Source organism: Laribacter hongkongensis DSM 14985, assembly GCF_000423285.1.
Lineage (GTDB): Bacteria > Pseudomonadota > Gammaproteobacteria > Burkholderiales > Aquaspirillaceae > Laribacter > Laribacter hongkongensis.
The window spans coordinates 16,327-39,160 of the sequence record NZ_AUHR01000016.1; the positions used below are offsets into that span (position 1 = coordinate 16,327).

At 63.7% G+C, this 22,834-nt stretch carries 26 protein-coding genes and 2 pseudogenes; 6 read left to right on the plus strand and 22 right to left on the minus strand.

The window, feature by feature from the left end:
• Nucleotides 1-127 precede the first annotated feature (127 nt).
• From G542_RS18095 to G542_RS19635, 4 genes and pseudogenes are all read right to left on the minus strand, one after another.
• Nucleotides 128-1,129: pseudogene (locus G542_RS18095) on the minus strand (fimbria/pilus outer membrane usher protein); the annotation flags it as partial.
• 36 nt (nt 1,130-1,165) lie between these two features.
• Nucleotides 1,166-1,726 carry a fimbrial biogenesis chaperone gene (locus G542_RS18100; protein WP_081666829.1) on the minus strand — a complete coding sequence of 187 codons (561 nt, stop codon included), beginning with the start codon at nt 1,724-1,726 and terminating at the stop codon, nt 1,166-1,168.
• A 2-nt stretch (nt 1,727-1,728) separates the two neighbouring features.
• Entirely contained in the window at nt 1,729-1,893 is a 165-nt protein-coding gene (locus G542_RS19630; protein WP_373276915.1) for a spore coat protein U domain-containing protein, read from the minus strand.
• Nucleotides 1,868-2,245 (minus strand): annotated as a pseudogene (locus tag G542_RS19635) (Csu type fimbrial protein); the annotation flags it as partial. The pseudogene G542_RS19635 and the gene G542_RS19630, both read right to left, overlap by 26 nt.
• A gap of 467 nt (nt 2,246-2,712) precedes the next feature.
• Between G542_RS19635 and G542_RS0111800 the strand changes: the two are divergent.
• Together G542_RS0111800 and aroC are read left to right on the plus strand one after the other, a co-directional pair.
• Nucleotides 2,713-3,354 (plus strand): 2OG-Fe(II) oxygenase, encoded by a 642-nt coding sequence (locus G542_RS0111800; protein WP_012697988.1) that lies wholly within the window; start codon nt 2,713-2,715, stop codon nt 3,352-3,354.
• Nucleotides 3,355-3,411: 57 nt separating this feature from the next.
• Nucleotides 3,412-4,512 carry a chorismate synthase gene (aroC, locus tag G542_RS0111805; RefSeq protein WP_027824217.1) on the plus strand — a complete coding sequence of 367 codons (1,101 nt, stop codon included), beginning with the start codon at nt 3,412-3,414 and terminating at the stop codon, nt 4,510-4,512.
• A 474-nt stretch (nt 4,513-4,986) separates the two neighbouring features.
• Here the strand turns inward: aroC and G542_RS0111810 are convergent, their stop codons facing one another.
• The 7 genes from G542_RS0111810 to G542_RS0111835 all read right to left on the minus strand — a co-directional run bounded on the left by G542_RS0111810 (nt 4,987) and on the right by G542_RS0111835 (nt 8,841).
• Nucleotides 4,987-5,403 (minus strand): DUF2721 domain-containing protein, encoded by a 417-nt coding sequence (locus G542_RS0111810; RefSeq protein WP_012697985.1) that lies wholly within the window; start codon nt 5,401-5,403, stop codon nt 4,987-4,989.
• A 43-nt stretch (nt 5,404-5,446) separates the two neighbouring features.
• On the minus strand, nt 5,447-6,103 hold the full coding sequence (locus tag G542_RS0111815) for a L,D-transpeptidase (protein WP_027824218.1): 657 nt from the start codon (nt 6,101-6,103) through the stop codon (nt 5,447-5,449).
• On the minus strand, nt 6,100-6,588 hold the full coding sequence (locus G542_RS0111820) for a L,D-transpeptidase (protein ID WP_027824219.1): 489 nt from the start codon (nt 6,586-6,588) through the stop codon (nt 6,100-6,102). The genes G542_RS0111815 and G542_RS0111820 overlap by 4 nt, the downstream gene beginning before the upstream one ends.
• Complete coding sequence (gene tadA / locus G542_RS16785) at nt 6,542-7,057, minus strand: tRNA adenosine(34) deaminase TadA (protein WP_012697982.1); 516 nt, start codon at nt 7,055-7,057, stop codon at nt 6,542-6,544. Before tadA ends, G542_RS0111820 begins: the two co-directional genes overlap by 47 nt.
• 79 nt (nt 7,058-7,136) lie before the next feature.
• A complete protein-coding gene (locus tag G542_RS18560; RefSeq protein ID WP_012697981.1) occupies nt 7,137-7,274 on the minus strand; it encodes a hypothetical protein in 138 nt (45 codons plus the stop codon).
• Nucleotides 7,262-7,810, minus strand: coding sequence for a cytochrome b (locus tag G542_RS0111830; RefSeq protein ID WP_012697980.1), 549 nt, complete (start codon nt 7,808-7,810; stop codon nt 7,262-7,264). Before G542_RS0111830 ends, G542_RS18560 begins: the two co-directional genes overlap by 13 nt.
• An 83-nt stretch (nt 7,811-7,893) precedes the next feature.
• Entirely contained in the window at nt 7,894-8,841 is a 948-nt protein-coding gene (locus G542_RS0111835; protein ID WP_228369871.1) for a LysR family transcriptional regulator, read from the minus strand.
• Between the two features lie 52 nt (nt 8,842-8,893).
• Here G542_RS0111835 and G542_RS0111840 point away from each other — a divergent pair, with 52 nt between their 5' ends.
• The gene (locus tag G542_RS0111840; RefSeq protein WP_012697978.1) at nt 8,894-9,340 is read left to right on the plus strand and encodes a multidrug/biocide efflux PACE transporter; all 447 of its coding nucleotides are present in this window, start codon (nt 8,894-8,896) and stop codon (nt 9,338-9,340) included.
• 11 nt (nt 9,341-9,351) lie between these two features.
• On the opposite strand, the gene G542_RS0111845 is transcribed toward G542_RS0111840, so the two are convergent.
• The 4 genes from G542_RS0111845 to tsaE form a co-directional block, all read right to left on the minus strand.
• Entirely contained in the window at nt 9,352-9,564 is a 213-nt protein-coding gene (locus tag G542_RS0111845) for a SlyX family protein (protein WP_027824220.1), read from the minus strand.
• 78 nt (nt 9,565-9,642) lie between these two features.
• On the minus strand, nt 9,643-11,109 hold the full coding sequence (locus tag G542_RS0111850; protein WP_012697976.1) for an SLC13 family permease: 1,467 nt from the start codon (nt 11,107-11,109) through the stop codon (nt 9,643-9,645).
• Nucleotides 11,110-11,433: 324 nt separating this feature from the next.
• The gene (locus G542_RS0111855; protein ID WP_012697975.1) at nt 11,434-12,672 is read right to left on the minus strand and encodes an N-acetylmuramoyl-L-alanine amidase; all 1,239 of its coding nucleotides are present in this window, start codon (nt 12,670-12,672) and stop codon (nt 11,434-11,436) included.
• Nucleotides 12,654-13,118 carry a tRNA (adenosine(37)-N6)-threonylcarbamoyltransferase complex ATPase subunit type 1 TsaE gene (gene tsaE, locus G542_RS0111860; RefSeq protein WP_012697974.1) on the minus strand — a complete coding sequence of 155 codons (465 nt, stop codon included), beginning with the start codon at nt 13,116-13,118 and terminating at the stop codon, nt 12,654-12,656. Before tsaE ends, G542_RS0111855 begins: the two co-directional genes overlap by 19 nt.
• Here tsaE and queG point away from each other — a divergent pair.
• The 3 genes from queG to G542_RS0111875 all read left to right on the plus strand — a co-directional run bounded on the left by queG (nt 13,117) and on the right by G542_RS0111875 (nt 15,451).
• Complete coding sequence (queG, locus tag G542_RS0111865) at nt 13,117-14,208, plus strand: tRNA epoxyqueuosine(34) reductase QueG (RefSeq protein WP_027824222.1); 1,092 nt, start codon at nt 13,117-13,119, stop codon at nt 14,206-14,208. The genes tsaE and queG overlap by 2 nt on opposite strands.
• A 33-nt stretch (nt 14,209-14,241) precedes the next feature.
• The gene (gene murI, locus G542_RS0111870) at nt 14,242-15,060 is read left to right on the plus strand and encodes a glutamate racemase (protein WP_012697972.1); all 819 of its coding nucleotides are present in this window, start codon (nt 14,242-14,244) and stop codon (nt 15,058-15,060) included.
• A gap of 193 nt (nt 15,061-15,253) precedes the next feature.
• Entirely contained in the window at nt 15,254-15,451 is a 198-nt protein-coding gene (locus G542_RS0111875) for a YqaE/Pmp3 family membrane protein (RefSeq protein ID WP_012697971.1), read from the plus strand.
• A gap of 400 nt (nt 15,452-15,851) precedes the next feature.
• On the opposite strand, the gene G542_RS0111880 is transcribed toward G542_RS0111875, so the two are convergent.
• The 7 genes from G542_RS0111880 to G542_RS0111910 form a co-directional block, all read right to left on the minus strand.
• Nucleotides 15,852-16,388 (minus strand): response regulator transcription factor, encoded by a 537-nt coding sequence (locus G542_RS0111880; protein ID WP_012697970.1) that lies wholly within the window; start codon nt 16,386-16,388, stop codon nt 15,852-15,854.
• Nucleotides 16,366-17,589 carry an ActS/PrrB/RegB family redox-sensitive histidine kinase gene (locus tag G542_RS0111885; protein ID WP_034985760.1) on the minus strand — a complete coding sequence of 408 codons (1,224 nt, stop codon included), beginning with the start codon at nt 17,587-17,589 and terminating at the stop codon, nt 16,366-16,368. Before G542_RS0111885 ends, G542_RS0111880 begins: the two co-directional genes overlap by 23 nt.
• Nucleotides 17,590-17,732: 143 nt before the next feature.
• Nucleotides 17,733-17,996, minus strand: a complete 264-nt coding sequence (rpsT, locus tag G542_RS0111890; RefSeq protein ID WP_012697968.1) for a 30S ribosomal protein S20 — start codon at nt 17,994-17,996, stop codon at nt 17,733-17,735.
• Between the two features lie 122 nt (nt 17,997-18,118).
• On the minus strand, nt 18,119-18,748 hold the full coding sequence (gene dmsD / locus G542_RS0111895) for a Tat proofreading chaperone DmsD (protein ID WP_027824224.1): 630 nt from the start codon (nt 18,746-18,748) through the stop codon (nt 18,119-18,121).
• Nucleotide 18,749: 1 nt separating this feature from the next.
• Nucleotides 18,750-19,595, minus strand: coding sequence for a DmsC/YnfH family molybdoenzyme membrane anchor subunit (locus G542_RS0111900; RefSeq protein WP_027824225.1), 846 nt, complete (start codon nt 19,593-19,595; stop codon nt 18,750-18,752).
• A gap of 1 nt (nt 19,596) precedes the next feature.
• On the minus strand, nt 19,597-20,211 hold the full coding sequence (locus G542_RS0111905; RefSeq protein WP_012697965.1) for a DMSO/selenate family reductase complex B subunit: 615 nt from the start codon (nt 20,209-20,211) through the stop codon (nt 19,597-19,599).
• 6 nt (nt 20,212-20,217) lie between these two features.
• Nucleotides 20,218-22,674: a DmsA/YnfE/YnfF family dimethyl sulfoxide reductase gene (locus G542_RS0111910; RefSeq protein ID WP_012697964.1), complete on the minus strand. Its 2,457-nt coding sequence runs from the start codon at nt 22,672-22,674 to the stop codon at nt 20,218-20,220.
• Between the last annotated feature and the right edge of the window lie 160 nt (nt 22,675-22,834).

The following is a 22,834-nucleotide window of genomic DNA, read 5'->3' on the forward strand; positions in this document are numbered from 1 at the left end:
ACTGTACGGCTGTCTGTTGTTTCGAGCCTTCTCGCAGGGTATCCGTAGTGATGGTTGTCCTGCTGTCAAGGATGAAATTCAGTCCGGCAAGCACTGTCGTACCGGTATTCCCGTGGAGAATGCTGATGCCAAGCTGGGTTACGTTGTTGATGCGGATGTTGCTTGCCAATGACAATTGCCACTGTTGGTCATTTTGCCAGGATGAGCGCTGGATATAGCCGATATTGACCCACTGTCTGAGTAGAGGTATTCCGATGGATATCATGCCTGTGTTTTTTGTCCGGAAATTTGACAGCATTCCTGCCTGGGTAAAATTTCTGGAGCTGAACCCTATTTGTGCGCTGAAATTTCCTGATCGTTGTTGCTTCTCCATGCCCAGTATGAGTTGTGCTCCCTGGCCATCATTTCCATGGCTGACAGCCAGGCTGGAGTTGATGACTCTCGGAAAAATACTTTCAAAATATGGCAATAGCCATGCGCCACCGGCCCCAATGGTTTGTTGGTGTGGTGATGCCTCTATTTGCCATTCATATGTAAATCCTGGTGAGATGCCAGTGCGCCTGAAGGCACTTGCCATTAACTGGCCGTAGTGATTGCTTTCAAATCCATAGCTTTTCCTGATGGCTCCAAAACCATAAGAAAATTCGCTTGTTCCTGGTTGCAAGAGTCGAGGCGTAATGTAGTATGGTTGATAAATAACCTGTTGTCGCCCAAGTAAATCACGAACCACCAGCTGTAATTCACCCTGTCCTGCCTGGAGTGGAGATAATCCCAGTATGTCAAATGGACCAGGTGCTACATCTAGCTGGGCCAGTTTTTGTGTGTTCGTATAGATCTCTGCCGTAGCGGGAAGGGATGTCTCCCCATGAAAAACCGGCAGGGAAAACGGGATGAAATCCGGGGCCAGTTCAAACCGGCTGGAAAACTGAATTCCTCCAAACCTGACTGGATATCCCCAGCTGCTTCCTTGACTGACAAGATCCCCGATTTGCAGGCTGGCCCTTTGCTCGGGGAAATCCTTTCTCCAGCTGCTGTCCAGCCTCACCAGCTTGTTATCATTGTTCTGGTGGCGCCATATGGATGTACTGGTTCCTGTTCCCCATGGGGTATAGATGCCTGCCCTGGTAATAGCGTCATGGCATCTTCAATGTTTGCGAGTGCTTCATCAGTGCTGTTCGTATGAGCTGGGTTCACATTGATTTTGTGAACGATCAATATGCATTGATCCGGTATTTTGCGCTGTCAGTGTGATCTGGTTAGCTTGTATGTGTTTCGCATCCCATTTGATGGACCAGTTTTTTTGTGGTGGCTCTATATAAACAGGCAGGCTGATCTGCATCAGGAATTGCAGGTTTTTTATTTGCTGGTCAATTGTGCTGGATGATGGTATTTGTCTCAGTAAAATACGGTAGGCAATTTCTTTCTCATTTTTTGCTGGATTCCGCATTCCCACACGTATGGTCTGGGTGCCATACGGGCCCAGTGTAAACATGGGGGGATTGACGATCAGGCCGTTAAACGGAACTTGCCGGTTTTCTCCTTTTTCATCAAACCATGAAAAAGTATCAACCTGAATGGAGGTGGATTCGCTGCTACGGTTTGTTACGGTCAGGACACTCCGGTTCTGCTTTTCTGACAACCGGAGTCGTACGGGTTGTACTGCGAGGTCTGCGGCACAAGCCGTGGAGCATAAAAACCATGTCATTAAAAAGGTATGGTATTTCATGGTCAGCTATAGGTGACTGTCACGGTGACTGTATCGGAGTACGAGCCTGGGGCTACGTATTGATTGGCCGTGATTTGCCCGTAAATGCTGTAGCTTTGTACAACACCGGTCCCGTTGGCAATAGGTGCAGTTGGTCGGATAAAGGCTGCTGGAGTTGTTGCCGTCACCCCAGATGGTGGTATGCCCCGAATCAAGGTACAGGCTGTATGGAAAATAATGTGATCCGGCTGCCCGCATGCGCTTGGTTGTCGTGTTGTTGGCAGTGGAGGCATTGGCTCCGGCATCCATGGCAATCTGATAGGGCGTACTGCTGGTGCATGTGACATTCAGCGTGCCCGTGGTATTCGTCGGACTGCCGGATGCGGGGTTGTAGTTTCCAAAGGCCACATTGGTCGGTACCGAGACACTGCATGCTGAAATGACGGTTGCCGTGACATTAAGCGTTGCCGTGGCCGTTCCTGCCAGTACGCACGGACTCCCCAGGATAAGCACACCGCAATAAACCAGATAGCGCTGCATTTTGTTTATCCTTCAGTCGGGTCAAATTTATACATAACAATTTTCTCCGGTAATTCAATATGAATTTGATTGTGCTGATAAAGTGTTATTTTTTGTTATCTATGTCGTGAACAGGGTGAATGGTTTGCCATGTGGGAGGCATTGATTTGTTGTGGTTTAATTGAGCCGGGCGGATTGCTGCTTGTTTCCTGATTTGTCGGGGTAGTCTGATCTGGACCAATAACGGGTTTGCATGCCAGAAAACGCTTCTTGCCGTGCATGAGTCATGCTGCAAGCCCGTTTTGCTGGCTACGGATGCAAATCCCGTTGTTTGAAACCGCCCGGACGTGAGCCGGCTGGTTGAAAAATCCCTCGCTGTACATGCCTGCCGGCATTCCTTCTCCAGGAACGCCCGTACATGGCCTGACCGGCCGGTGAAACAAAGTACGCTAGAATCCACCGCCTGATCCATGCGAGGAGAAACCGGGATGTCACTCCCTCTGCCCAAGAGTGCCCGGGTACACGACAACGAAAGTTGTCTCGACCGGCTGGTTGATGCCGGCTGGGCTGTCTGGCCGGATTTCCTGGGGGCGGACGACACGGCCGCACTGGCCGCACATACCTTGCACTGTCACGCCGAAGGCGTGTTTCACCGGGCCGGAGTCGGGCGCGGCGGCGCTCTTGTCATCCAGGAAGGCGTGCGCTCCGACCAGGTGCTGTGGATCGACGAAGCGCCGGCGCATCCGGTACTGGCGCAATACCAGGCCCGCATGGAGTCCCTGCGCCAGTCGGTCAATCAGGCGCTCTATCTCGGGCTGCATGACCTCGAAGCCCATCTGGCGGTTTATCCGCCCGGCAGCTTTTACCAGGCTCACCTTGACCGCTTCCGCGACAGCGACCTGCGCACCCTCACCGTTGTGCTCTATCTCAACCCACCGGACTGGCGGGACGAGGACGGCGGCCACCTGCGCTTCTGGCCTGCCGACCGGGAGGGCGACAGCCTGTTGCTCCAGCCCGCCGGCGGCACGCTGGTGACCTTCCTGTCCGACCGTTTCTGGCATGCCGTCGAGCCAGCCGGCCGCACCCGCCTGAGCGTCACCGGCTGGTTCCGCCGCCGGCCGGCCCTCTGATGCCTTTGTGCTACACTGCCCGCCGGATTTGAAACCACTTTTCAGCGGGAATTTCACATGTCGGGCAATACCTTCGGCCACCTGTTTACCGTAACCAGTTTCGGCGAAAGCCACGGGCCGGCAATTGGCTGTGTGGTTGATGGCTGCCCGCCGGGACTGGCAATCTGCGAAGCCGACATCCAGCGCGAGCTGGACCGGCGCAAGCCCGGCACCAGCCGCCATGTCACCCAGCGCCGCGAGCCGGACACGGTGGAAATCCTCTCCGGCGTGTTCGAAGGCAAGACCACCGGCACCCCCATTGCACTGCTGATCCGCAACCAGGACCAGCGCAGCAAGGACTACGGCAACATTGCCGACACCTTCCGCCCCGGTCATGCCGACTACACCTACTGGCACAAATACGGCATCCGCGACCCGCGTGGCGGCGGTCGCTCGTCGGCCCGCGAAACCGCGGTGCGGGTCGCTGCTGGTGCCATTGCCAAAAAATGGCTGAGCGAACGCTTCGGCATCGTCGTGCGTGGGCACCTGACCCAGATCGGCGACATCGACATCCCGTTCACCAGCTGGGATCTGGTTGACACCAACCCGTTCTTTGCCGCCGATACCAGCCGGCTGGACGAGCTGGAAGCCTACATGGACAGCATCCGCAAAAGCTGCGACTCCATCGGCGCCCGCCTGCGGGTAGTGGCCGAAAACGTGCCGGTCGGCTGGGGTGAACCAGTGTTCGACCGGCTGGACGCCGACATTGCCTACGCCATGATGGGCATCAATGCGGTCAAGGGCGTGGAAATCGGCGCCGGATTCGGCTGCGTCACCCAGAGGGGCAGTGAGCATGGCGACGAACTGACCCCCGAAGGCTTTGTGTCCAATCACGCCGGCGGCATCCTCGGCGGCATTTCCACCGGGCAGCACATCGAAGTGTCGATGGCCATCAAGCCGACTTCCAGCATTGCCCGGCCGCGCCGCTCCATCGACAGGCAAGGCCAGCCGGTCAACATGGAAACCCACGGCCGCCACGATCCCTGTGTCGGCATCCGGGCCACGCCGATTGCCGAAGCCATGCTGGCACTGGTATTGATCGACCATGCCCTGCGTCACCGTGCCCAGTGCGGGGATGTCCGGGTGGAGACACCGCAGATCGCCGGCCGGGCCGGCTGATTCCACCGGTTGCAAACAGCAAAAAGGCACCTCGTCAGGTGCCTTTTTCACGCCAGCAGCCGGTGTACACGCCCTGTCCGCAGCATTTCCCTGGCTGTGCCGGCAATCTCCGGCCTGGGAACGCGGTATCTGCCGGTCCGGCCATGGCAACCGGAATGGCAATACGGTGTGGCTGTATGAACATCCTGTCCGGTCAACGTCTTGGCCGGATCCTGCGCGGATGCAGGATCACCCTGCCGATGGCAAAAAGCATGTCCGGCAGCGGTTGCCTGGCATGACGCGTAGCCAGCCGGGTCGCGCGGGCTCGACCAGCCGGGGCGTCTGGCACCCTACGGCCAGGCCGGAGGATGAGTGGCATCGGTACAGGTGCTGCGGATGGTGGGCTTCATGCCGGAGTGCAGCCATCCGTCCGGTTGCCCCGGCAGCCCTGTCGGCAGGAGGCAAAACGGAGCAAGGCCTACGGCCGGCAGGACATTATCTGGTACGGGGCGGGCGCTCGCCCGTGTGTTCCAGATCGGCCAGCAGGATTTCCAGTGCATTGCCGGAGATCGACAGCTCCACCAGCGACAATGCCAGCGAACCGCACATCAGCACCAGCCCGATCACGAAACTCCATGTCCCGGCAGCGGGCCAGCCCATGAACAGCAGGAACATGCTCAGGGTGGTCACCAGAATGCTGGCTGTCCCCAGTGTCTGCATCCAGCGGATCAGCTCGACCCGACGCCGCAGGTTGGCGATCTGGCGGATCAGGCCGGCATCCGGGGCGTTGCGGTGGCGGTCGTAAAGCTGACGGATGGTGGCGGACAAAGCCAGGAAACGGTTGGTATAAGCCAGCAACAGCAGGGAAATGGCGGGAAACAGCAGGGCCGGTGTGGTCAGCGTCAGGTTCATGGCAGGAAAGGGTTACGGGCAGGAGCAGGCAGATGCGGACGGGTCAACCGGCCACGTCGATCCAGACATCGGTGCCGGTCGGCACCAGCTCGAACAGGTCGATCACGCTGGGCGTCGTCATGCGTACGCAGCCCTTGGAGGTGGGCGTGCCGAACGGCACATGCGCGCCGCCGCCATGGATGTAGATGCCGCGCTGGTAGCTGTCGACCAGCGTGCCGTCGGGCAGTTCGCCCTGGTTGAAGCCCGGCTCGGCGCCGCACAGCCACAGGATGCGGGTGAGGATCCAGTCCTTGTCGGGATTTTCGCGTGCCAGCTCGGCACTGTAACGCCAGCCGGTATCCTGGCGGCGGTAAAAGATGGCATCCGGAGCGGCATCGGCGCCGATCTTGTCGCATACCGTATGCCAGCCGCGCGGCGTCTGGTAGCTGCCGAACTGCTCGCCCACACCGTTTTTGGCGGTGGAAACCACCCAGTGCCGGCGTGGCGTGCCGTCACCGTCGAACAGTGTCAGCGTCTGGCTGCCGACGCCGACCCGGATCCACGGCTCGCCCGGATGGCGCGGATTGGTCTGGCCCGGCAGCAAGCTGGATGATTGCTGGTCCAGCACGAAGCCGGCCAGCCGGGATGGGACAGGAGAAGAGCTTGCCAGTGCCGGAGCGGCCAGCAGGCAGGCCCACAACAGGGTCAGCAGTTTCATCATTCGGCGTGTTCCACGATCTCGACCGGCGTGCCGGGCGCTACGCGGTCGAAAAGTTCGGCAATGTCACGGTTGCGCATGCGCACGCAGCCATGCGAACCGGGACGGGTCATGTCCACTGCATCCGGTGTGCCGTGCAGGTAGATGTAGCGGCGCATGGTGTCCACCTGCCCCAGCCGGTTGCGGCCGGGTTCGCAGCCGGACAGCCACAGGATGCGGGTCAGGATCCAGTCGCGGCCGGGCTGGGCGTGGTAGAGGGCATCGTCGCAAATCTCTCCGGTTGGCCGGCGGCCGACAAACACGGCACCAATCGGGGCTCCGGCACCGATCATGGCACGGATGACATGACGGCCACGCGGAGTCTGCTGGCTGCCGGACTGTTCGCCAGCGCCACGCGCGGCCGTGGAAACCGGGTAAGCGGCCACGGGCCGGCCGTGGTCGTCAAACAGCGTCAGGCGTTGGTCGGCAAGCACAATGCGGATCAGCATGGGACAGGTCCGTCCGGGTCTGGCGGGCGGCGCGGTGGGCGGCCCGCCGGTCACGGAAAAAGCCGGAGAGCACGGCTGCACATTCGTCGGCCAGAAGGCCGCCGCAGACTTCGGCATGATGGTTGAGCCGGGGTTCGGCAAAGAGGTCAACGACGCTGCCTGCGGCGCCGGTCTTGGCATCGGACGCACCGAACACCACCCGCGCGATGCGGGCATGCTGGATGGCACCGGCACACATGGCGCACGGCTCCAGCGTGACATACAGCTCGGCGCCGGGCAGGCGGTAGTTGCCGGCCCGTTCTGCCGCGGCGCGCAGGGCCGCGATTTCCGCGTGCGCGGTCGGATCATGACGACCGATCGGAGCATTGGCGCCGCGACCGATCACCTTGCCTTCCAGCACCACCAGTGCGCCGACCGGCACTTCGCCGGCAGCAGCAGCCTCCTGCGCCAGCAGGATGGCTTGGCGCATGAAGAATTCGTCGTGGGGGCGGAAAGCGGACATCGGGCGGGGCAGGACAGGCAAAGCAGGAATTATACGCAGCCTGACCTTAAGGAGCACCGCGCCCGGCCAGACGCAGGCTGCCGGCTGGCCGGGCGTGCCCTGCGGGCCATGCATGGCTGGCGAGGCCGGTCATGCCGGCAGGTGCCGCGACCGGGGCGGCCGCAGCCCGGCTCAGGGGCGCCATGGCCCGGTCAGGCGCGTGAGCGTGTCGTCACGCAGGATCTTGTGGTGCCACCAGGCTGCCAGCACATGCAGGATGGCCAGCCACAAAAGCACATTGCCGAGGTTTTCGTGCCAGTCCTTCAGGTCGTGCGCCAGCGTTGGCGCCGGTTCGGTCAGCAAGGGCAACGGCAGGCCGAACAGGGCCGGCGGAGTGCCCTTGGCCTGCAACGACAGCAGGCCCAGCACCGGCAGGCACAGGATCAGTGTGTACATCAGCCAGTGGGTCAGGTCCGAAAGCTGCTGCATCCGGCGGGACAAGGGCGGCGTGATGCCGGGCGGGCGGTTGGCCAGACGCCAGGCCAGCCGTGGCACGACCAGCAGGAAGGCAATCAGCCCGGCCTGTACGTGGGCGTAGAAAATGCCGGCCCGCGTGGCGGATCCGCGTGGAAACCAGTCTTTGGTTTCGATGAAAACCAGTGCCGCAATGACCGCCGCTGCGGTCAGCCAGTGCAACCAGCGGGCCGGCCAGCCAAAACTGTGGGGGGAATTGCGCAACATGGGAAATCCTTGGCTTTCGGGTTGTCCGGATAGGTCATGAATGCAGTGTAGAAGCCAATCCGTTTGTCGCCAGCCTTCCGGGATCAGGCCGGGGACAGCGGTTCACCGGACGTGCCGGCCAGAAACTGCCGCACCCAGGCTGCGGCAAGGCCCGGCCGGCGGCCGGACGACCAGACCAGGTCAATGGGAATGGGCCGGGGCCAGCCGGCCACATCCAGCTGGACCAGTTCGTCGCGCCCGAATGTCTGGGCCATCCACGAGGGCAGTTCGGCCCAGCCAAAGCCCAGCCGGGTCATGTCGAGCAGCATCAGGTAGCTGGGTGCCAGCCAGCGGCGCGGATGGGTGCTAGCGGGGGCCGGCGAGCCCAGCGTGTTGAGGCAGAGCTGGCGGAACGGGGCGAGCTGGTCCGGCAACAATGCTTTCTGCCGGGCCAGAGGATGGTGGCGACCGGCGAACAGGGCAAACTGTCCCTGGTGCGGCAGGGCAGCATGGCCGATGCCGGCCGGATAGTGCGGCAGGGCCGACAGCAGCCCGAGATGGGCGCGGCCGCTGGCGACCAGGTCGACCACGTCTTCCTTTTCCGCCACCAGGGTTTCCAGCTCCAGTTCCGGAAAGCGGGTTTCCAGACCCTGCAGCAGGGTTTCCAGTTCCAGCGAATGCAGGGTGTCGGAGAGCACGATGCTCAACTGCGGCTCCAGCCCGGCGCTCATCAGGCTGGCCTGGCGGGTGAGCTGCTCGTGGGCCGCCAGGACCTGCCTGGCATGGCGGAGCAGTTGCTCCCCGGCCGCAGTCAGGACCGGGTTGCGTGCGCCACGGTCAAACAGCGACACGCCAAGGTCGATTTCCAGATTGGCGATGGCTTCGCTGACGGTGGACTGGCTTTTGTGCAGGTAGCGGGCCGCCGCCGAAAACGATCCCAGTTCGGCCGCTGTACTGAAGGCGGTCAGGGCATCGAGGGTGTTGGACATATCGGTTTTTTCGATGGATTCTGGTTTGGCATTCCGGCTGGCCGTCACGACAATGGCTGCCATGTGCGGAGCGGCTGCGGGTCTCTCTGCAGTGTTTTTCCCAACGGACCGGCAAATGGATCACGTCAAGAAACCGTCAGAACGGGTTTTCCACGCAATGCTGTACGAACTGTGCGCTACCCTCATGCTGGTGCCGCTGGCCGCATGGATCATGGGCAAGTCGCTGGGCCAGATGGGCGGCCTGTCGCTGATGATGGCCGGGGTGGCGATGCTGTGCAACATGCTGTTCAACGCCCTGTTCGAGCGGGCCGAGCGGCGCTGGAAGCTGCGGCGCACCGTGCGCGTGCGCTGCCTGCATGCCCTGCTGTTCGAAGGCACGCTGGTGGTATTGCTGGTGCCGCTGGCGGCGTGGTGGCTGTCGGTCAGCTACTGGCAGGCCCTGTTGCTGGACCTGGGGTTTTTCGTTTTCTTCCTGCCCTATACCTACGTGTTCAACTGGGGCTACGACACGGCCCGGGCCGCGTGGGTGCGTCGCCGGCAGGCCATGACCGTGCCGTCCTGAGCCGTATTGCCTCAATAGTGCGGCGGGATGTCGTCGCGGGCATGCCAGCGTTCGCTGCCGTCTTGCGGTGAGGACTGCGCCCGGAGCAACCGGACCAGTTCGTCGAACTGGCGGCGCAGGGTATCGAGTTCCTGCTGCTGGCGCACCACGGTCAGGTTGAGGGCGTCGATCTGTTCCTCCTGAAACGCCAGCCGAATTTCCAGTTCGTCGATCCGTTCGTGCATGACAAGGCTTTCGGAAAACATCAAAAAAGGGAGCGCATTCTACGCTCCCTTTGTGCTGGCCGGCAGGCCGGGCCCGGATTACAGCGAGGTGCTCCAGATCAGGCCGATCAGGCTGTAGCACATGCCGGTGACGAACACGATGCCGAACAGGTTGAGCACCAGACCGGCCTTCATCATCGAGCGGATTTCCATGTGGCCGGTGCCGAACACGATGGCGTTGGGCGGGGTGGCTACCGGCATCATGAAGGCACAGCTGGCGGCAATCGCGGCCGGGATTGCCAGAAGCTCCGGCGGCAGTCCCTGCGATACGGCCAGTGCTCCCAGGAGCGGCAGGAAGGCGGCTGCGGTAGCGGTGTTGGAGGTCACTTCGGTCAGGAAGGTGATGACGGCGACGATCAGCGCCATCAACATGATGCCTTCCATCATCGACAGGCCGCCCAGTGCGCTGGCAATCCATTCGGCCAGACCGGTGCTGCCGATCACCGTGGCCAGCGACAGGCCGCCGCCGAACAGCAGCAGGATGCCCCAGGGCACCTTGCCGGCGTGTTCCCAGTTCATCAGGAACACGCGCTTTCGGGCATCCACCGGGATGATGAACAGGGCGAGGGCTGCGGCCATGGCGATGGAGGTATCGTTGGCAGCCGGAATGAAGGTCTTGAGTTGCGGCTGGAAAATCCACGCCAGCGAGGTCAGGACAAACACGGTGGCCACCATTTTTTCCGGCTTGCTCATCGGGCCCAGTTCCTGCAACTGCTGCTCGATCATGGTGCGGGCCGCGTCGGTATTGAGGGTGAAGCGCTTGCGCGTCAGCCACCACCAGGTAAAGAGCAGCATGCCCAGCGACACCGGTACGCCCAGCAGCATCCACTGGCCAAAGCCGATGTGCACGTCGTAGTTGTCCTTGAGGAAGGCTGCCAGCAGCGCGTTGGGCGGGGTGCCGATCAGGGTGGCGATGCCGCCGATGCTGGCGGCGTAGGCAATGCCCAGCAGCAGGGCGGTGGCAAAGGCCTGCTGTTCGTTGGTTTCGTCATCCTGCGTCAGGAGCGCGATGACCGACAGGCCGATCGGCATCATCATGATGGTGGTGGCGGTATTGCTGACCCACATGCTCAGCAGTGCGGTAGCCAGCATGAAACCGGCGACCTGCCGGCGCGGCTGGTAGCCGACCGCATGCAGGGTATAGAGCGCGATGCGCTTGTGCAGGTTCCACTTTTCCAGCGCGAGGCCAAGGATGAAGCCGCCGAGGAACAGGTAGATGGTGGGGTTGGCGTAAGGCGCCGACGCCGACTTGATCGAACCCAGCCCCAGTACCGGTACCAGCAGGATCGGCAGCAGCGAGGTGGCCGGAATCGGGATGGCTTCGGTGGACCACCAGACAGCCATCATCAGGGCCATGCCGACGCATTTCCAGGCATCGGGGCTCATGCCGGCAGGCGGATCGGTCAGGAGGGTCAGCAGCAGGAGCAGGGGGCCCAGTGCCAGTCCTGTCCAGGCTGCCAGACTCATGTCATGGGCAATTTCCTGTCGGTGTTCGGATACTTTCATCGACGGTTCCTTTGTAGTTGAGATCGTATTTACCGGCTTTATACGTCTTGTTGATTGTCATAGTTTTACTCATGCTATCACGATGATTGTCATATAAATTTGTGATTTGAAATGATAAAAAAGTAAAATTCATGCCGCTGGCGTGAATTTTGTCATGTGTTAACCGACATATTTCTGCCTGGCAGATGATTGTCCCTTCGGGCAGTCGCCATGCCGTCCGGCCTGATTCCGGGCCCGGCCGGCTGTCAGCCTGCCAGCGACCGGCGCAAAAAAACGGCGGGCATGATGCCCGCCGTGGCGTGGGGATTCACCCTGTTGTCCGGGTCAGGTGCGCGCCAGCACGGTTTTGCCGGCGTACTGGCGAATGCCGGAATGCAGGGCGTCGGCAATCCTGGCCTGATGCAGCGGATTGGTGAGCTTGGCTTCTTCTTCCGGGTTGGAAATGAAAGCCGTCTCGACGAGGATCGAGGGGATGTCCGGTGCCTTGAGCACGGCAAAGCCGGCCTGTTCGACCTGGTTCTTGTGCAGCCGGTTGATGTCGCCCAGTTCGTCCAGCACTGCGCGCGCCAGCTTCATGCTGTCGTTGATGGTGGCGGTCTGGGTCAGGTCGAGCAGGGTGTGGGCCAGATAGCGGTCGCGGCCGGCGTCGATCTTGATGCCGCCCACAAGGTCGGCGTCGTTCTGGGTCTTGGCCAGCCATTTGGCCGCCGTGCTGGTGGCACCCTTTTCCGACAGGGTAAAGACCGACGAGCCGCGTGCGGTCGGCGTGGTGAAAGCGTCGGCATGGATCGACACGAAGAGGTCGGCCTTGACCTGACGCGCCTTGGCGACCCGTACGCCGAGCGGAATGAAAATGTCGTCGTCGCGGGTCAGGTGCGCGCGCATGCCGGGTGTGGCGTCGATCTTGCGCTTGAGCTGGCGGGCGATGGCAAGCACGACATTCTTTTCGCGGGCGCCGGACGGGCCGATGGCGCCGGGATCCTCGCCGCCGTGGCCGGGGTCGAGCATGACCACGAACGGCCGTCCGCCCTTGCCGGTACTGGCCGGCTCGTTGCGTTTGGGCGGCGGTTCGGCGGGGCTGACCTTGCCCTGGTTGAAGTCTTCCAGCAGTGCCAGCAGCGGGTCGTCGCTCTGGGCCGGGTAGAGGTCGACCACCAGCCGGTGCCGGTATTCGGCGATCGGCGCGAGGGTGAAGATCTCGGGCCGGACTTCGCTCTTGAGGTCGAGCACGACCCGTACCGTGGTCGGGTTGAACTGTCCGGCGCGGGCGGTACGGATGTAGGGGTCGTCGATGGCCCGTTCGCTGAATTCGCGCAGGACGGCATTGAGCTGCACGCCTTCGAGGTCGATCACCAGCCGGTTCGGGCTCGACATGGTGAACGAGCGGTATTTCAGCGCGCCGTCGGATTCCAGCGTGATGCGGGTATAGGTGGCTGACGGCCAGCTGCGCACGGCAATGACGCCGGCTCCGCCGGCAAGGCTGGCGCCCGACAGCATCAGCAGCATGAGGGAGCCGCCGGCCTGCAACAGGCGGCGGCGTGAGGTCAGTAAGGATTCAGGCATGGCAATCCCCGTTCGGTATGAGCGGTGAGCGTTGCTTGGCGTCCCGGTCCGTCCGGGTGCAGGGTCAGGGTCAGGTCCGGCGCCGGCAGCAGGGCCAGGGCTTTTTCCGGCCACTCGATCAGCGCCAGGCTTCCGGCATCAAAGAGGTCGCGGAAGCCGGCATCTACCCATTCTTCCGGGTCGGCAAAGCGGTAAAGGTCAAAATGGTGCACGGCCAGTTGCGGCAGTTCGTAGGATTCCACCAGCGCATAGGTCGGGCTCTTGACCCGCCCGGCATGACCAAAGCCGCGTAAAATGCCGCGCGTGAGGGTGGTCTTGCCTGCCCCCAGGTCTCCTTCGAGAAAAACGGTCATGCCCGGCACCAGCCGGCTCGCCAGCGCTTCGCCGAAGGCCAGTGTCGCTGCCTCGTCAGCCAGTCCGACTGTCAGCGTAGTGTGCGTATCCATGTCTGCCCAAGCCTTGCAAACGACTGATTATCCCCAATTATCGCGCCAGATTAAAGAATGGGCGACCGAACTCGGATTTGCTGCCTGTCGCATAAGCCGGGCCAGTTTGCCAGCCGAAGCTGAACAGGGGCTTTCTGACTGGCTGGCCGCCGGTTATCACGGCAGTATGGACTACATGGCCCGGCACGGCATGATGCGTGCCCGGCCGGCCGAGCTGGTGGCCGGAACACTCAGCGTGATCTGCGTGCGGCTGCCTTACTGGCCGGGCGATGCGCGTCCGGCTGCCGACCAGCTGGCCGACGGTGACGGCGCCTATGTGTCGCGCTATGCGCTGGGACGCGACTATCACAAGGTCTTGCGCGCGCGGCTGCAAAAACTCGCCGATCGCATCAGCGCTGCACACGGGCCATTCGGCTACCGGGCGTTCACCGACAGCGCTCCGCTGATGGAGGTGGCGCTTGCCGCCCAGTCCGGGCTGGGCTGGCGCGGCAAGCACACGCTGCTGCTGACCCGCGAGGCCGGGTCGTATTTTTTCCTCGGCGAACTGCTGACCGACCTGCCGCTGCCGGAAGACCCGCCGCAGGAGCCGCACTGCGGCCGCTGCACCCGCTGTCTGGACGCCTGTCCGACCGGCGCCATCGTGGCGCCCTTCCAGGTGGATGCCCGGCGCTGCATTTCCTACCTGACCATCGAACACGACGGACCAATCCCGCCGGACCTGCGGCCCCTGCTGGGCAACCGCATCTACGGCTGCGACGACTGCCAGCTGGCCTGCCCGTGGAACCGCTTTGCCGAGCCGACCACCGTGGCCGACTTTGCGCCACGGCATGGGCTGGACCGGGCCCGGCTGGTCGAGCTGTTCGGCTGGAGCGAGGACGATTTCCGCCAGCGCATGGCCGGCAGTCCGGTCCTGCGCATCGGCTTCGAGCGCTGGTCGCGCAATCTGGCCGTGGCACTGGGCAATGCCCCCGCGTCGCCGGCCGTCGTGGCCGCCCTCCGGACGCGGGCCGATGATCCGAGCGGGCTGGTGCGCGAGCATGTGGCGTGGGCGCTGGCGCAGCACTGCCGTTCGGACAGCCAATCAGCGTAGAATCCCGGCTTGGCAATTGACCCTGTTTGCACCATGACCGACTCCAGACGCCGCCCCATCGGCGTATTCGACTCCGGCATCGGCGGCCTGACCGTCGTACGCGCCCTGATGGATCGTCTGCCGTTTGAAGACATTCTGTATTTTGGCGACAGCGCCCGCGTGCCCTACGGCACCAAATCGGTCGCCACCATCCAGCATTACACGCGGGAAATCGCCGAGTTCCTGCTGGCGCGCGACGTCAAGGCACTGATCATCGCCTGCAACACCATGGCCGCCGTGGCGGCCGACGTGGTGCGGAGCGTGGCCGAACCGCTGGGCGTGCCGGTGCTGGACGTGATCGATGCCGGCAGCCAGGCCGCCGTAGCCGCCAGCCGCTCCGGTGAAATCGGCGTGATTGCCACACCGACCACCATCAACGCCAATGCCTACGCCCGTGCCATCCACGTGATGAATCCGCAGGCACGCCTGTATTCGCAGGCCTGCCCGCTGTTCGTGCCGCTGGTGGAAGAAGGCTGGCTGGACCACCCGGTCACGCGCCTGACCGCCGAGGAATACCTCAAGACCGTGCTGGTCGAAGAGGTCGACACCCTGGTGCTGGGCTGCACCCACTATCCGCTGCTCAAGCCGCTGCTGGCCGACGTGGCCGGCCCCGGCGTCCAGCTGGTCGATTCGGCCGTCACCACGGCGCAGGCAACAGCCGCCACGCTGGAACGGCTGGGCCTGCTCAACCCGCCGGCCGCCGAAACCTATTACCGCTACTTTGTCACCGACATTCCGCTGAAGTTCCAGACCATCGGCGAGCGCTTCCTCGGGCGCAGCATCCAGCAGCTGGAGATGGTCAAGCTCGGTTGAGGGTTGCTGGCAAACCCCGTTTTATCCACGGGCCGGTGCATGCCTGATCAGGCTCTTGCCAGTGTTCGCCTGAAGTTTTGTTAGCCGCCCTGAAGCCGGTGGCTTTCATTGTGTGTCTGTTACCGCCACCCCGCCCGGCAGACCGGCGAGCGGGGTCGGCCCGTGTTTTTTCAACCTTGTCCAAGGAGCCCCGATGCGTCTGCTGCTCGCCATTTTCGTGCCGTTTTTGCAGTTCTTCACCATTGGCCGTCCCTTCGCCGGCATCATCTGCCTGCTGCTGCAACTGACGCTGATCGGCTGGGTGCCGGCCGCCATGTGGTCGGTGTATGCCCTGTCGCAGTACAAGACCGACCAGAAAATCCGCGAAGCCCTGCGCCAGTCGCGCCAGTAGACGGCGCAGCCCGCCTGTGGCGCCTCCGGGCCGGTCAAGGAGCGGGCGCGTGGCTGTGTCGGGTACGGCAAGACCGGTTCCAGGCCGGACTTGAACGGGGGCCGGCAGCCGGAGCCGGTCAGCCGCCACGGCACCGGAGCGCAGGACGGGCCGGGGGCGGGCATGGTGCAAGGCCGCAGTCCGGCCTCGTTCTGTCCGGGCGCGGCGCAGCAAAACCGCTTGAGTGCCGCCTGTTGTCCGTCTCTGCAAGGGCCGGATGACGTACCTGCCGCGTCCCGCATTCACCCGTCGTGCCCTCCGTACCTTGCCGCCTTGCAGGGAAGGAGACCGGCCACCTGCCGGGTCCGTGGCGGGTCGACCTCTCTTGCTCCTGACCGCCCTCTGGTCCTCTGCCTCTTGCCTAGTTCTGCACCGGGCGCTTTTGCAGCATGCGTTGCAGGGTGCGCCGGTGCATGTGCAGGGCCCGCGCCGTGGCCGAAATGTTGCCGTCGTGCTCGGCCAGCACGCGCTGGACATGCTCCCACGACAGCCGTTTCAGCGACATGGTCTGCTCCGGCGGCGGTGCCTGCCCGGTTTCCGGCGCCCTGGCGGCCAGTGCCGCCAGAATGGCAGTGGTATCGGCCGGTTTGGCCAGATACTGGGTGGCGCCCAGCTTGATGGCATCCACGGCGGTGGCGATGCTGGCATAGCCGGTCAGGACCACCACGGGTACGGTAGGCAAGGCCTCCCGGACCGGCCCGATCAGCTGCAGGCCGCTGTATCCGGCCAGGTTGAGGTCCAGCAGCACGCCGTCGATGCCGGCCGGCGGTGCAGCCAGCAGGGACAGGGCTTCGGCTTCGTCGTGCGCGCTCAGGCTGTCCCAGCCGCGCCGCTTGAGCGAGCGGGCCAGCATGGTCAGGAACACCGGGTCGTCATCAATCAGCAGCAGGGTCGGCATGGCGGGGTAATGGCAGGGAAAGGCGGGTCAGGACCTGGCCGGCTTGCGGCCGGACTTCCAGCCGGCCACCGAGCTTCTCAAGGGTGGCATGTGCCAGAAACGTGCCCAGACCCAGTCCGTTGGGTTTGCTGGAAGGTTGCGGGTTCAGTGGACGCTGCGCGAGGCCGACGCCCAGCTCGCCCGGATGGCTCAGGTTCAGGACCAGTTGCCGGTCCGCGATGCGGGCGCTGAGCCGGAGCGGCTGGTTACCGGCGGCGTCGGCCGCATTGTTGAGCAGGTTGACCAGTGCCGGGCCGAAGCCGGGATCAAACGGCGGCAGCGGCGCGCCGGGCAGGTCGAAATCGGTTTCGAGCAGAACGCCCGGCCGCAGGTTGAGCCAGTCGGCCAGCAAGGCGGACAACTGCCCGGCCAGCGGCGCGGCACTGGCCGGAGTGTTGTCGTGGCCGCGCGAGCGCAGGCGTGCCAGGGCCAGCCGGCAGGTGGCGAGCTGGTCACGCATCAGGACAAGGTCGTCCTCCATGCCGGCCGCCGGCGGTGCAGCCTGCCAGTCGTCGCACAGCAGGGTCAGGGTGTTGAGCGGGGTGCCGAGCTCGTGGGCGGCACTGGCGGCCAGCATGCCCAGTGCGACCAGTTGTTCGTCGCGCAGCTGGTTTTCGCGCAGGCGGGCGATTTCCTGCTCGCGCCGGCGCAGTGTCAGCGCCAGCCGTGCCAGCGGGCCGCCGATGACCCAGGCGCTGGCGGCAAAGGTCAGCCACATGCCTGCCAGATGCAGGGCGATCAGCATGTCGGTGCCACCGGGAACCGGCGGCAGGGGGCGGTGCCAGACGAACAGCGCGCCGTAGGCCAGTACGCAGGCCAGCGCCAGTGCGCGCGTGGTGCGCGGCGATTGGGTCAGCGCGCTGAGTGCGATCAGCAACAGATAAAGCGATACCAGCGGGTTGGCCGATCCGCCGGTAAAGAAAAAGAGTTCGGTCAGGAACAGTGCATCCCACGCCAGCTGCATGTCCAGCCGGGCAAGGCGGTGGGCGGGCGCGGATTGCCACAGCAAGTTGGCAACCACGGCCGCTGCGGTGGCCAGCAGGAGCGGCGGATAGGGCAGGGCGATGCCGGCACTGGCGAGCCCGGCCAGTGACAGGGCCAGCCCGGCCAGCCAGAGCCAGCGGAGTTTTACCAGTTTGAGCGGCAGGTCGGCGTCAGGCATGGACAGCGGCGGGGCAAAGGGCAGGATGCCGGCATTTTACGCTGCCGGCCCCCCGGCAGGCTGCGACATGGTGTCGCAACGGCGGGCGACAAAAAAGGCTTCGCATGAGCGAAGCCTTTTTGGTGCGACTGTGCAGCGAGCGATCAGGCCATGGCCTTGATGGCAGCGGACAGGCGGCTCTTTTGACGCGAGGCCTTGTTCTTGTGGAACACGCCCTTGTCAGCGATGCGGTCCATGATCGACGTCGAGGTAACCAGTTGAGCTTGGGCAGCGGCCTTGTCGCCGGCTTCCACAGCCTTGATGACTTTCTTGACGGCGGTGCGGTACGCAGTACGCAGGCTGGCGTTGTGCGCGCGAGCCTTCAGGCTCTGGCGGGCGCGCTTGCGAGCTTGTGCGCTGTTAGCCATGAATGATTCTCCTGATGAGCGGATTCTGTAAAACCCGCGATTGTAAGGACGACCACCCCCTTTTGCAACAACAATGACTTACGCTGCGGTCGTGCATGTGGCGGCAAGAGGGGGCCGCCGGGTCAACGGTAGAGGCGGCGGGCCGCCACGCTGACCGGCCAGCCGGTTTGCAGGGCGTCCAGCGTCAGGCGGGCCAGTCCGGCGGCGGCCTGGTAAAACGGCGTGCCGGCACTGGCCTCTTCGAACAGCGACAGGAAGCGGCCGCTCCACGGCAGCAAATGCTCGCAGAGGAGCTCGTGCACCGCCGCCTCGTCGCCGGCCTCGGCCGCATGTGCAACCAGCCAGCACACCAGTCCGAAATGGTCGAGAGGCTCGCGCTGTCCGGTCTCTAGGGCGATGCCGTGACGGCCGGCAAAGGCCTGGAGCGCACGGGTCGAGTCACCGAACAGGACGGATTCCTCGTCGAGATATACCGATCCCCACGGCGGAGCCGGCAGGGCCGCCGGGCCGACAAAGAGCCGCTGGTGCTCGCGGGCCAGCCCGGCATCGTGTTCCGGCGCCTGCACAGTGGCAAAGCCGGCGCGCAGCTGTTCCAGCTGCTCCGGGCTGCCGGCCGGCCAGCCGGCCGGAAAATCCGGGCTGGCCAGAAAGCCGGTCAGCCCGGTATCCCGCAGGGCTGCCGGGGGCTGGTAAAACAGTGCCCCCAGTATCCGGAAGGCCGGTGCGACGGATTCAAGCCTGGTCTGCGGCATGTCAGAGCCCCACAGTCATGTGCAGGCCGTAGAACACGCTGCGGCCCAGCATCTCCCCGAGCAGCACCAGCACCAGGGCCACGGTGGCCAGGCTGCGCTGGGCCGGCAGCGAGGCGCGGCGTTCGGCCCCCAGCCAGATGGCCAGTGCAGCCGCCAGCAGGGCAAAACGGCCGGCCATGCGCTGGGCGTAGTCCGGCACCAGCTCGGCAGCCGACTGGATGGACGAGGCAATGTGCGGCAGGCTCGCCTGCTGCACCAGGGTCATGACCACCCCGGCGAGCAGTGCCAGGGCGGCAATGCCCAGCAGCACCGAACCCAGCGGCCCCTGGATGCCGGCGGCGGCCAGCCGTTCACGTCCGAGCAGCAGGCCGGCGATCAGGGCGGTCACCAGGAAGGCCGCCGGCGTCAGCGACGTGTTCCAGGTCGGCACGGTGTCGATCATGTAAAAGCGCGCCATGCAGATCAGGAAGGCCACACTGGCCAGCAGGGTCAGCCCTGTCAGGGCCTTGAGCAGCCCGGGGCTGCCTTTGCTGGTGACGCTCAGCAGCCACCCCAGTCCCCCCAGGGCGAAGAAGGCGCCGCCGGTCAGGATTTCATTCGACAGCGGCGCACTGCCGACCCGCGCCAGCGAATTGATCGCGCGCAGCGGCATGCCGAGGTGCGCCGTGGAAGCGGCAAACGCCACCGCCATCAGCAGCCACAGCACAAGCGAGCCCCGGGCCAGTTTCTGGCGTTGTTCGCTGCTGGCGGTATTGCCCAGCAGCACGAAGGCATGTACCCAGAAAGCACCGATGGCGGTCTGGGCCAGCACCGTGAAGACGATCAGCGGCCATTCGTTCCAGCCCATGTCACACCTCCTTCGGGTTGGCGAGGAATCCGGTGCGGTCGCCCTGCGGGCGTGCCTTGGGATTCGGTTTGATGACAATGCTCGGCCGGGTGTGATGCGCCGCCGGCAGCGGTGCCACTTCGGCCAGTTCGCCGTATTTCTGCCGCAGTTCGTCAACCGGGCCGAAATCCAGCGCCCGCAGCGGACAGGATTCGACGCAGACCGGCTTCTTGCCCTCGGCCACGCGGTCACGGCAGCCGTCGCACTTGTTCATGCGGCCGGTGTCAGCGTTGTATTGCGGGGCGCCATACGGACAGGCCATCTGGCACGACTTGCAGCCGATGCATACCGCATCGTCCACGGCGACAAAGCCGTTGGCGTCCTTGGCCATGGCGCCGGTCGGGCACACCTTGGTGCAGGCCGGATCGGCGCAGTGGTTGCAGCTGACCGACAGGTAGTAGCTGAACACATCGGGATACCAGGCCGCTCCGTCCTGCACCCAGCTGCCGCCGGTGTATTCGTACACCCGGCGGAAATTGAGGTCGGGGCCGAGGTCCTTGTAGTCCTTGCAGGCCAGCGTGCAGGTCTTGCAACCGGTGCACTTGGCCGAATCAATGAAAAAACCGTACTGTTTCATGGCCGTTTACGCCTTCTGGATGTCGACGAGGTTGGTGTGCATCGGGTCGCCCTTGGCCAGCGGCGAAGGACGCTGGGTGGTCAGCACGTTGAACGAGCCGTTGTGATCCACCCCCTTGCCGTCCGGGCGGTACCACGCGCCTTCGCCCATGGCGGCGATGCCCGGCATGATGCGCGGTGTCACCTTGGCCATGACCCGGGTTTCGCCCCGGGCATTGAACACGCGCACGGTGTCGCCGTTCCTGATGCCGCGCGGTTCGGCATCCAGCGGGTTGATCCACACCATCTGGCGCGAGGCGGCATCCAGCACGTCGACGTTGCCGTAGGTCGAGTGGGTGCGTGACTTGTAGTGGAAGCCCGACAGCTGGAGCGGATACTCCTTGCGCAGCGGGTCGTCCCAGCCCTCGGGCATGCTGGCGTGTACCGGCAGCGGGTGGATCACCTCGCGTTCGCCCAGCTTCCAGGTGGCGGCGTATTCGGCCAGTTTTTCCGAGTAGATCTCGATCTTGCCCGACGGGGTGGTCAGCGGATTGGCCGCCGGATTGTCGCGGAACGCCTTGTAGGCGATGAAAGTGCCATCCGGGTTCTTGCGCTTGATGATGCCTTGGGCGCGGAACTCCTCGAAGGTCGGGTAGGTCGGGTCGAGCGCACGCGACTGCTCATACAGGTGGCGCAGCCATTCTTCCTGCGTGCGGCCTTCGGTGAACTGCTGCTTCACCTCCGGCCCGAGCTTGTCGGCCACACCGGTCAGCATCTCGTAGATGCTCTTGCATTCGAACATCGGTTCGATGGCCTGGTCGGCAAAGATGGCGTAGTCCATGTCGCCGGCAAAGGCGTCGTTGGCAAAGTCCATCTGTTCGCTGGCGGTCAGGTCGGGCAGCAGGATGTCGGCGTAGGCGGCCGATGAGGTCATGTGGTTGTCGATGACCACGATCATTTCGCACTTCTTGTCATCCGCGAGGATTTCCCTGGTGCGGTTGATGTCGGCGTGCTGGTTGATCAGGCAGTTGCCGGCGTAGTTCCAGATGAACTTGATCGGTGACTTCAGGCGCTCGGCACCCTGTACGCCGTCGGTCTTGTCGGTCATCTCGTGGTGACGATGGATGGCGTCGGTCCACATGAACACCGAAATGCTGGTCTTGACCGGGTTTTCCAGCGTGGGCATGCGTACGAACGGCATGCTGTAGGTCGATTCGCGGGCGCCGGAGTTGCCGCCGGCAATGCCGACGTTGCCGGTCAGGATCGGCAGCATGGCAATGGCGCGCGATTGCAGCTCGCCGTTGGCGTGGCGCTGCGGCCCCCAGCCCTGCACGATGCAGCAAGGTTTGGTATGGCCGATTTCGCGGGCGAGCTTGACGATGCGCTCGGCCGGAATGCCGGTGATGGCGCTGGCCCATGCCGGGGTCTTGGCGATGCCGTCCGGGCCGTCGCCGAGGATGTAGGCCTTGTAATGGCCGTTGGCCGGAGCCGAGGCCGGCAGGGTTTTTTCGTCGTAGCCGACGCAATACTGGTCGAGGAAGGGTTGGTCGACCAGGTTTTCGGTAATCAGCACATGGGCAATGGCGGCGCACAGGGCGGCATCGGTGCCGGGCCGGATCGGAATCCACTCGTCTTCACGACCGCAGGCGGTGTCGTTGTAGCGCGGGTCGATCATGATCATGCGCGCGCCGGAACGCTGGCGGGCTTCAGCGAGGTGATAGGTGACGCCGCCGCCGCTCATGCGGGTTTCGGCCGGGTTGTTGCCGAACATCACCAGCAGCCGGGTGTTGCGCACGTCGGCCGTGCAGTTGCCGGCGGCCCAGCCGCCGTAGGTGTAATTGAGGCCGGCGAAAATCTGCGCGGTGCTGTAGTCGCCGTAGTGGTTCAGATACCCGCCGTAGCAGTTCATCAGGCGGGCGACCATGCTGGCGCCGGGCGGCCACGAGCGGGTCATGCAGCCGCCGAGGGTGCCGGTGCCGTAATTGAGGTAGACGGCCTCGTTGCCATGTTTGGCGACGATGTCTTTCAGGCTTTGCGCGATCAGGGTATAAGCCTCGTCCCAGCTGATGCGCTCGAACTGTCCTTCCCCACGCTTGCCGACCCGCTTCATCGGGTATTTGAGGCGGTCGGGGTTGTAGACACGCCGGCGCATCGAGCGGCCGCGCGCGCAGGCGCGCACCTGGTGGCTGCCGTATTCGTCAAGGCCGGTGTTGTCGGTTTCCACCCACTTGATCACTCCGTCAGAGACATGCATGCGCAACGGGCAGCGGCTGCCGCAGTTGACGGTACAGGCGCTCCAGACCACTTTTTCGGTTGCGGCCTGTCCGGCAGCGGTGGCCGGTCCGGCTGCCCGGACAGGCCGGCTGGCAAACGGCAGTACGATGCCGCCGGCTACTGCTGCCAGTCCGCAGGCGACCGACGCCTTCAGGAGTCCGCGACGTGACAGGGACAGGTCGATGCCCGGCCCGGTGTCATCCTTGTTCATATGCATCCCTCTTGTAGTTGCTGGGCGGCCTACGGTGTCCGCGCCATGTCGATCCGGTCTGATACAGGGATGAATCTATCTTTTCGGGTCGGGGGGATTTTTGATCTTTTCCGGTGTTTACCGGTAAATGATTAAGTAATTTTACTTAGTGTTAATTTCG

Bases quoted from the DNA above. Each gene is read 5' to 3' on its own strand.
- G542_RS0111855 (WP_012697975.1), bottom strand. From the start codon at position 12,672: ATGCCTGAATCCTTACTGACCTCACGCCGCCGCCTGTTGCAGGCCGGC.
- G542_RS0111830 (WP_012697980.1), bottom strand. From the start codon at position 7,810: ATGTTGCGCAATTCCCCCCACAGTTTTGGCTGGCCGGCCCGCTGGTTG.
- G542_RS0111910 (WP_012697964.1), bottom strand. From the start codon at position 22,674: ATGAACAAGGATGACACCGGGCCGGGCATCGACCTGTCCCTGTCACGT.
- rpsT (WP_012697968.1), bottom strand. From the start codon at position 17,996: ATGGCTAACAGCGCACAAGCTCGCAAGCGCGCCCGCCAGAGCCTGAAG.
- G542_RS0111820 (WP_027824219.1), bottom strand. From the start codon at position 6,588: ATGCTGATCCGCATTGTGCTTGCCGACCAACGCCTGACGCTGTTTGAC.
- G542_RS0111835 (WP_228369871.1), bottom strand. From the start codon at position 8,841: ATGGCAGCCATTGTCGTGACGGCCAGCCGGAATGCCAAACCAGAATCC.
- G542_RS0111900 (WP_027824225.1), bottom strand. From the start codon at position 19,595: ATGGGCTGGAACGAATGGCCGCTGATCGTCTTCACGGTGCTGGCCCAG.
- G542_RS0111800 (WP_012697988.1), top strand. From the start codon at position 2,713: ATGTCACTCCCTCTGCCCAAGAGTGCCCGGGTACACGACAACGAAAGT.
- G542_RS0111815 (WP_027824218.1), bottom strand. From the start codon at position 6,103: ATGATGAAACTGCTGACCCTGTTGTGGGCCTGCCTGCTGGCCGCTCCG.
- tsaE (WP_012697974.1), bottom strand. From the start codon at position 13,118: ATGGATACGCACACTACGCTGACAGTCGGACTGGCTGACGAGGCAGCG.
- G542_RS0111840 (WP_012697978.1), top strand. From the start codon at position 8,894: ATGGATCACGTCAAGAAACCGTCAGAACGGGTTTTCCACGCAATGCTG.
- tadA (WP_012697982.1), bottom strand. From the start codon at position 7,057: ATGCGCCAAGCCATCCTGCTGGCGCAGGAGGCTGCTGCTGCCGGCGAA.
- murI (WP_012697972.1), top strand. From the start codon at position 14,242: ATGACCGACTCCAGACGCCGCCCCATCGGCGTATTCGACTCCGGCATC.
- dmsD (WP_027824224.1), bottom strand. From the start codon at position 18,748: ATGCCGCAGACCAGGCTTGAATCCGTCGCACCGGCCTTCCGGATACTG.
- G542_RS0111880 (WP_012697970.1), bottom strand. From the start codon at position 16,388: ATGCCGACCCTGCTGCTGATTGATGACGACCCGGTGTTCCTGACCATG.
- G542_RS0111905 (WP_012697965.1), bottom strand. From the start codon at position 20,211: ATGAAACAGTACGGTTTTTTCATTGATTCGGCCAAGTGCACCGGTTGC.
- queG (WP_027824222.1), top strand. From the start codon at position 13,117: ATGTCTGCCCAAGCCTTGCAAACGACTGATTATCCCCAATTATCGCGC.
- G542_RS0111885 (WP_034985760.1), bottom strand. From the start codon at position 17,589: ATGCCTGACGCCGACCTGCCGCTCAAACTGGTAAAACTCCGCTGGCTC.
- G542_RS18100 (WP_081666829.1), bottom strand. From the start codon at position 1,726: ATGAAATACCATACCTTTTTAATGACATGGTTTTTATGCTCCACGGCT.
- G542_RS18560 (WP_012697981.1), bottom strand. From the start codon at position 7,274: ATGGCGCCCCTGAGCCGGGCTGCGGCCGCCCCGGTCGCGGCACCTGCC.
- G542_RS0111845 (WP_027824220.1), bottom strand. From the start codon at position 9,564: ATGCACGAACGGATCGACGAACTGGAAATTCGGCTGGCGTTTCAGGAG.
- aroC (WP_027824217.1), top strand. From the start codon at position 3,412: ATGTCGGGCAATACCTTCGGCCACCTGTTTACCGTAACCAGTTTCGGC.
- G542_RS0111875 (WP_012697971.1), top strand. From the start codon at position 15,254: ATGCGTCTGCTGCTCGCCATTTTCGTGCCGTTTTTGCAGTTCTTCACC.
- G542_RS0111810 (WP_012697985.1), bottom strand. From the start codon at position 5,403: ATGAACCTGACGCTGACCACACCGGCCCTGCTGTTTCCCGCCATTTCC.
- G542_RS0111850 (WP_012697976.1), bottom strand. From the start codon at position 11,109: ATGAAAGTATCCGAACACCGACAGGAAATTGCCCATGACATGAGTCTG.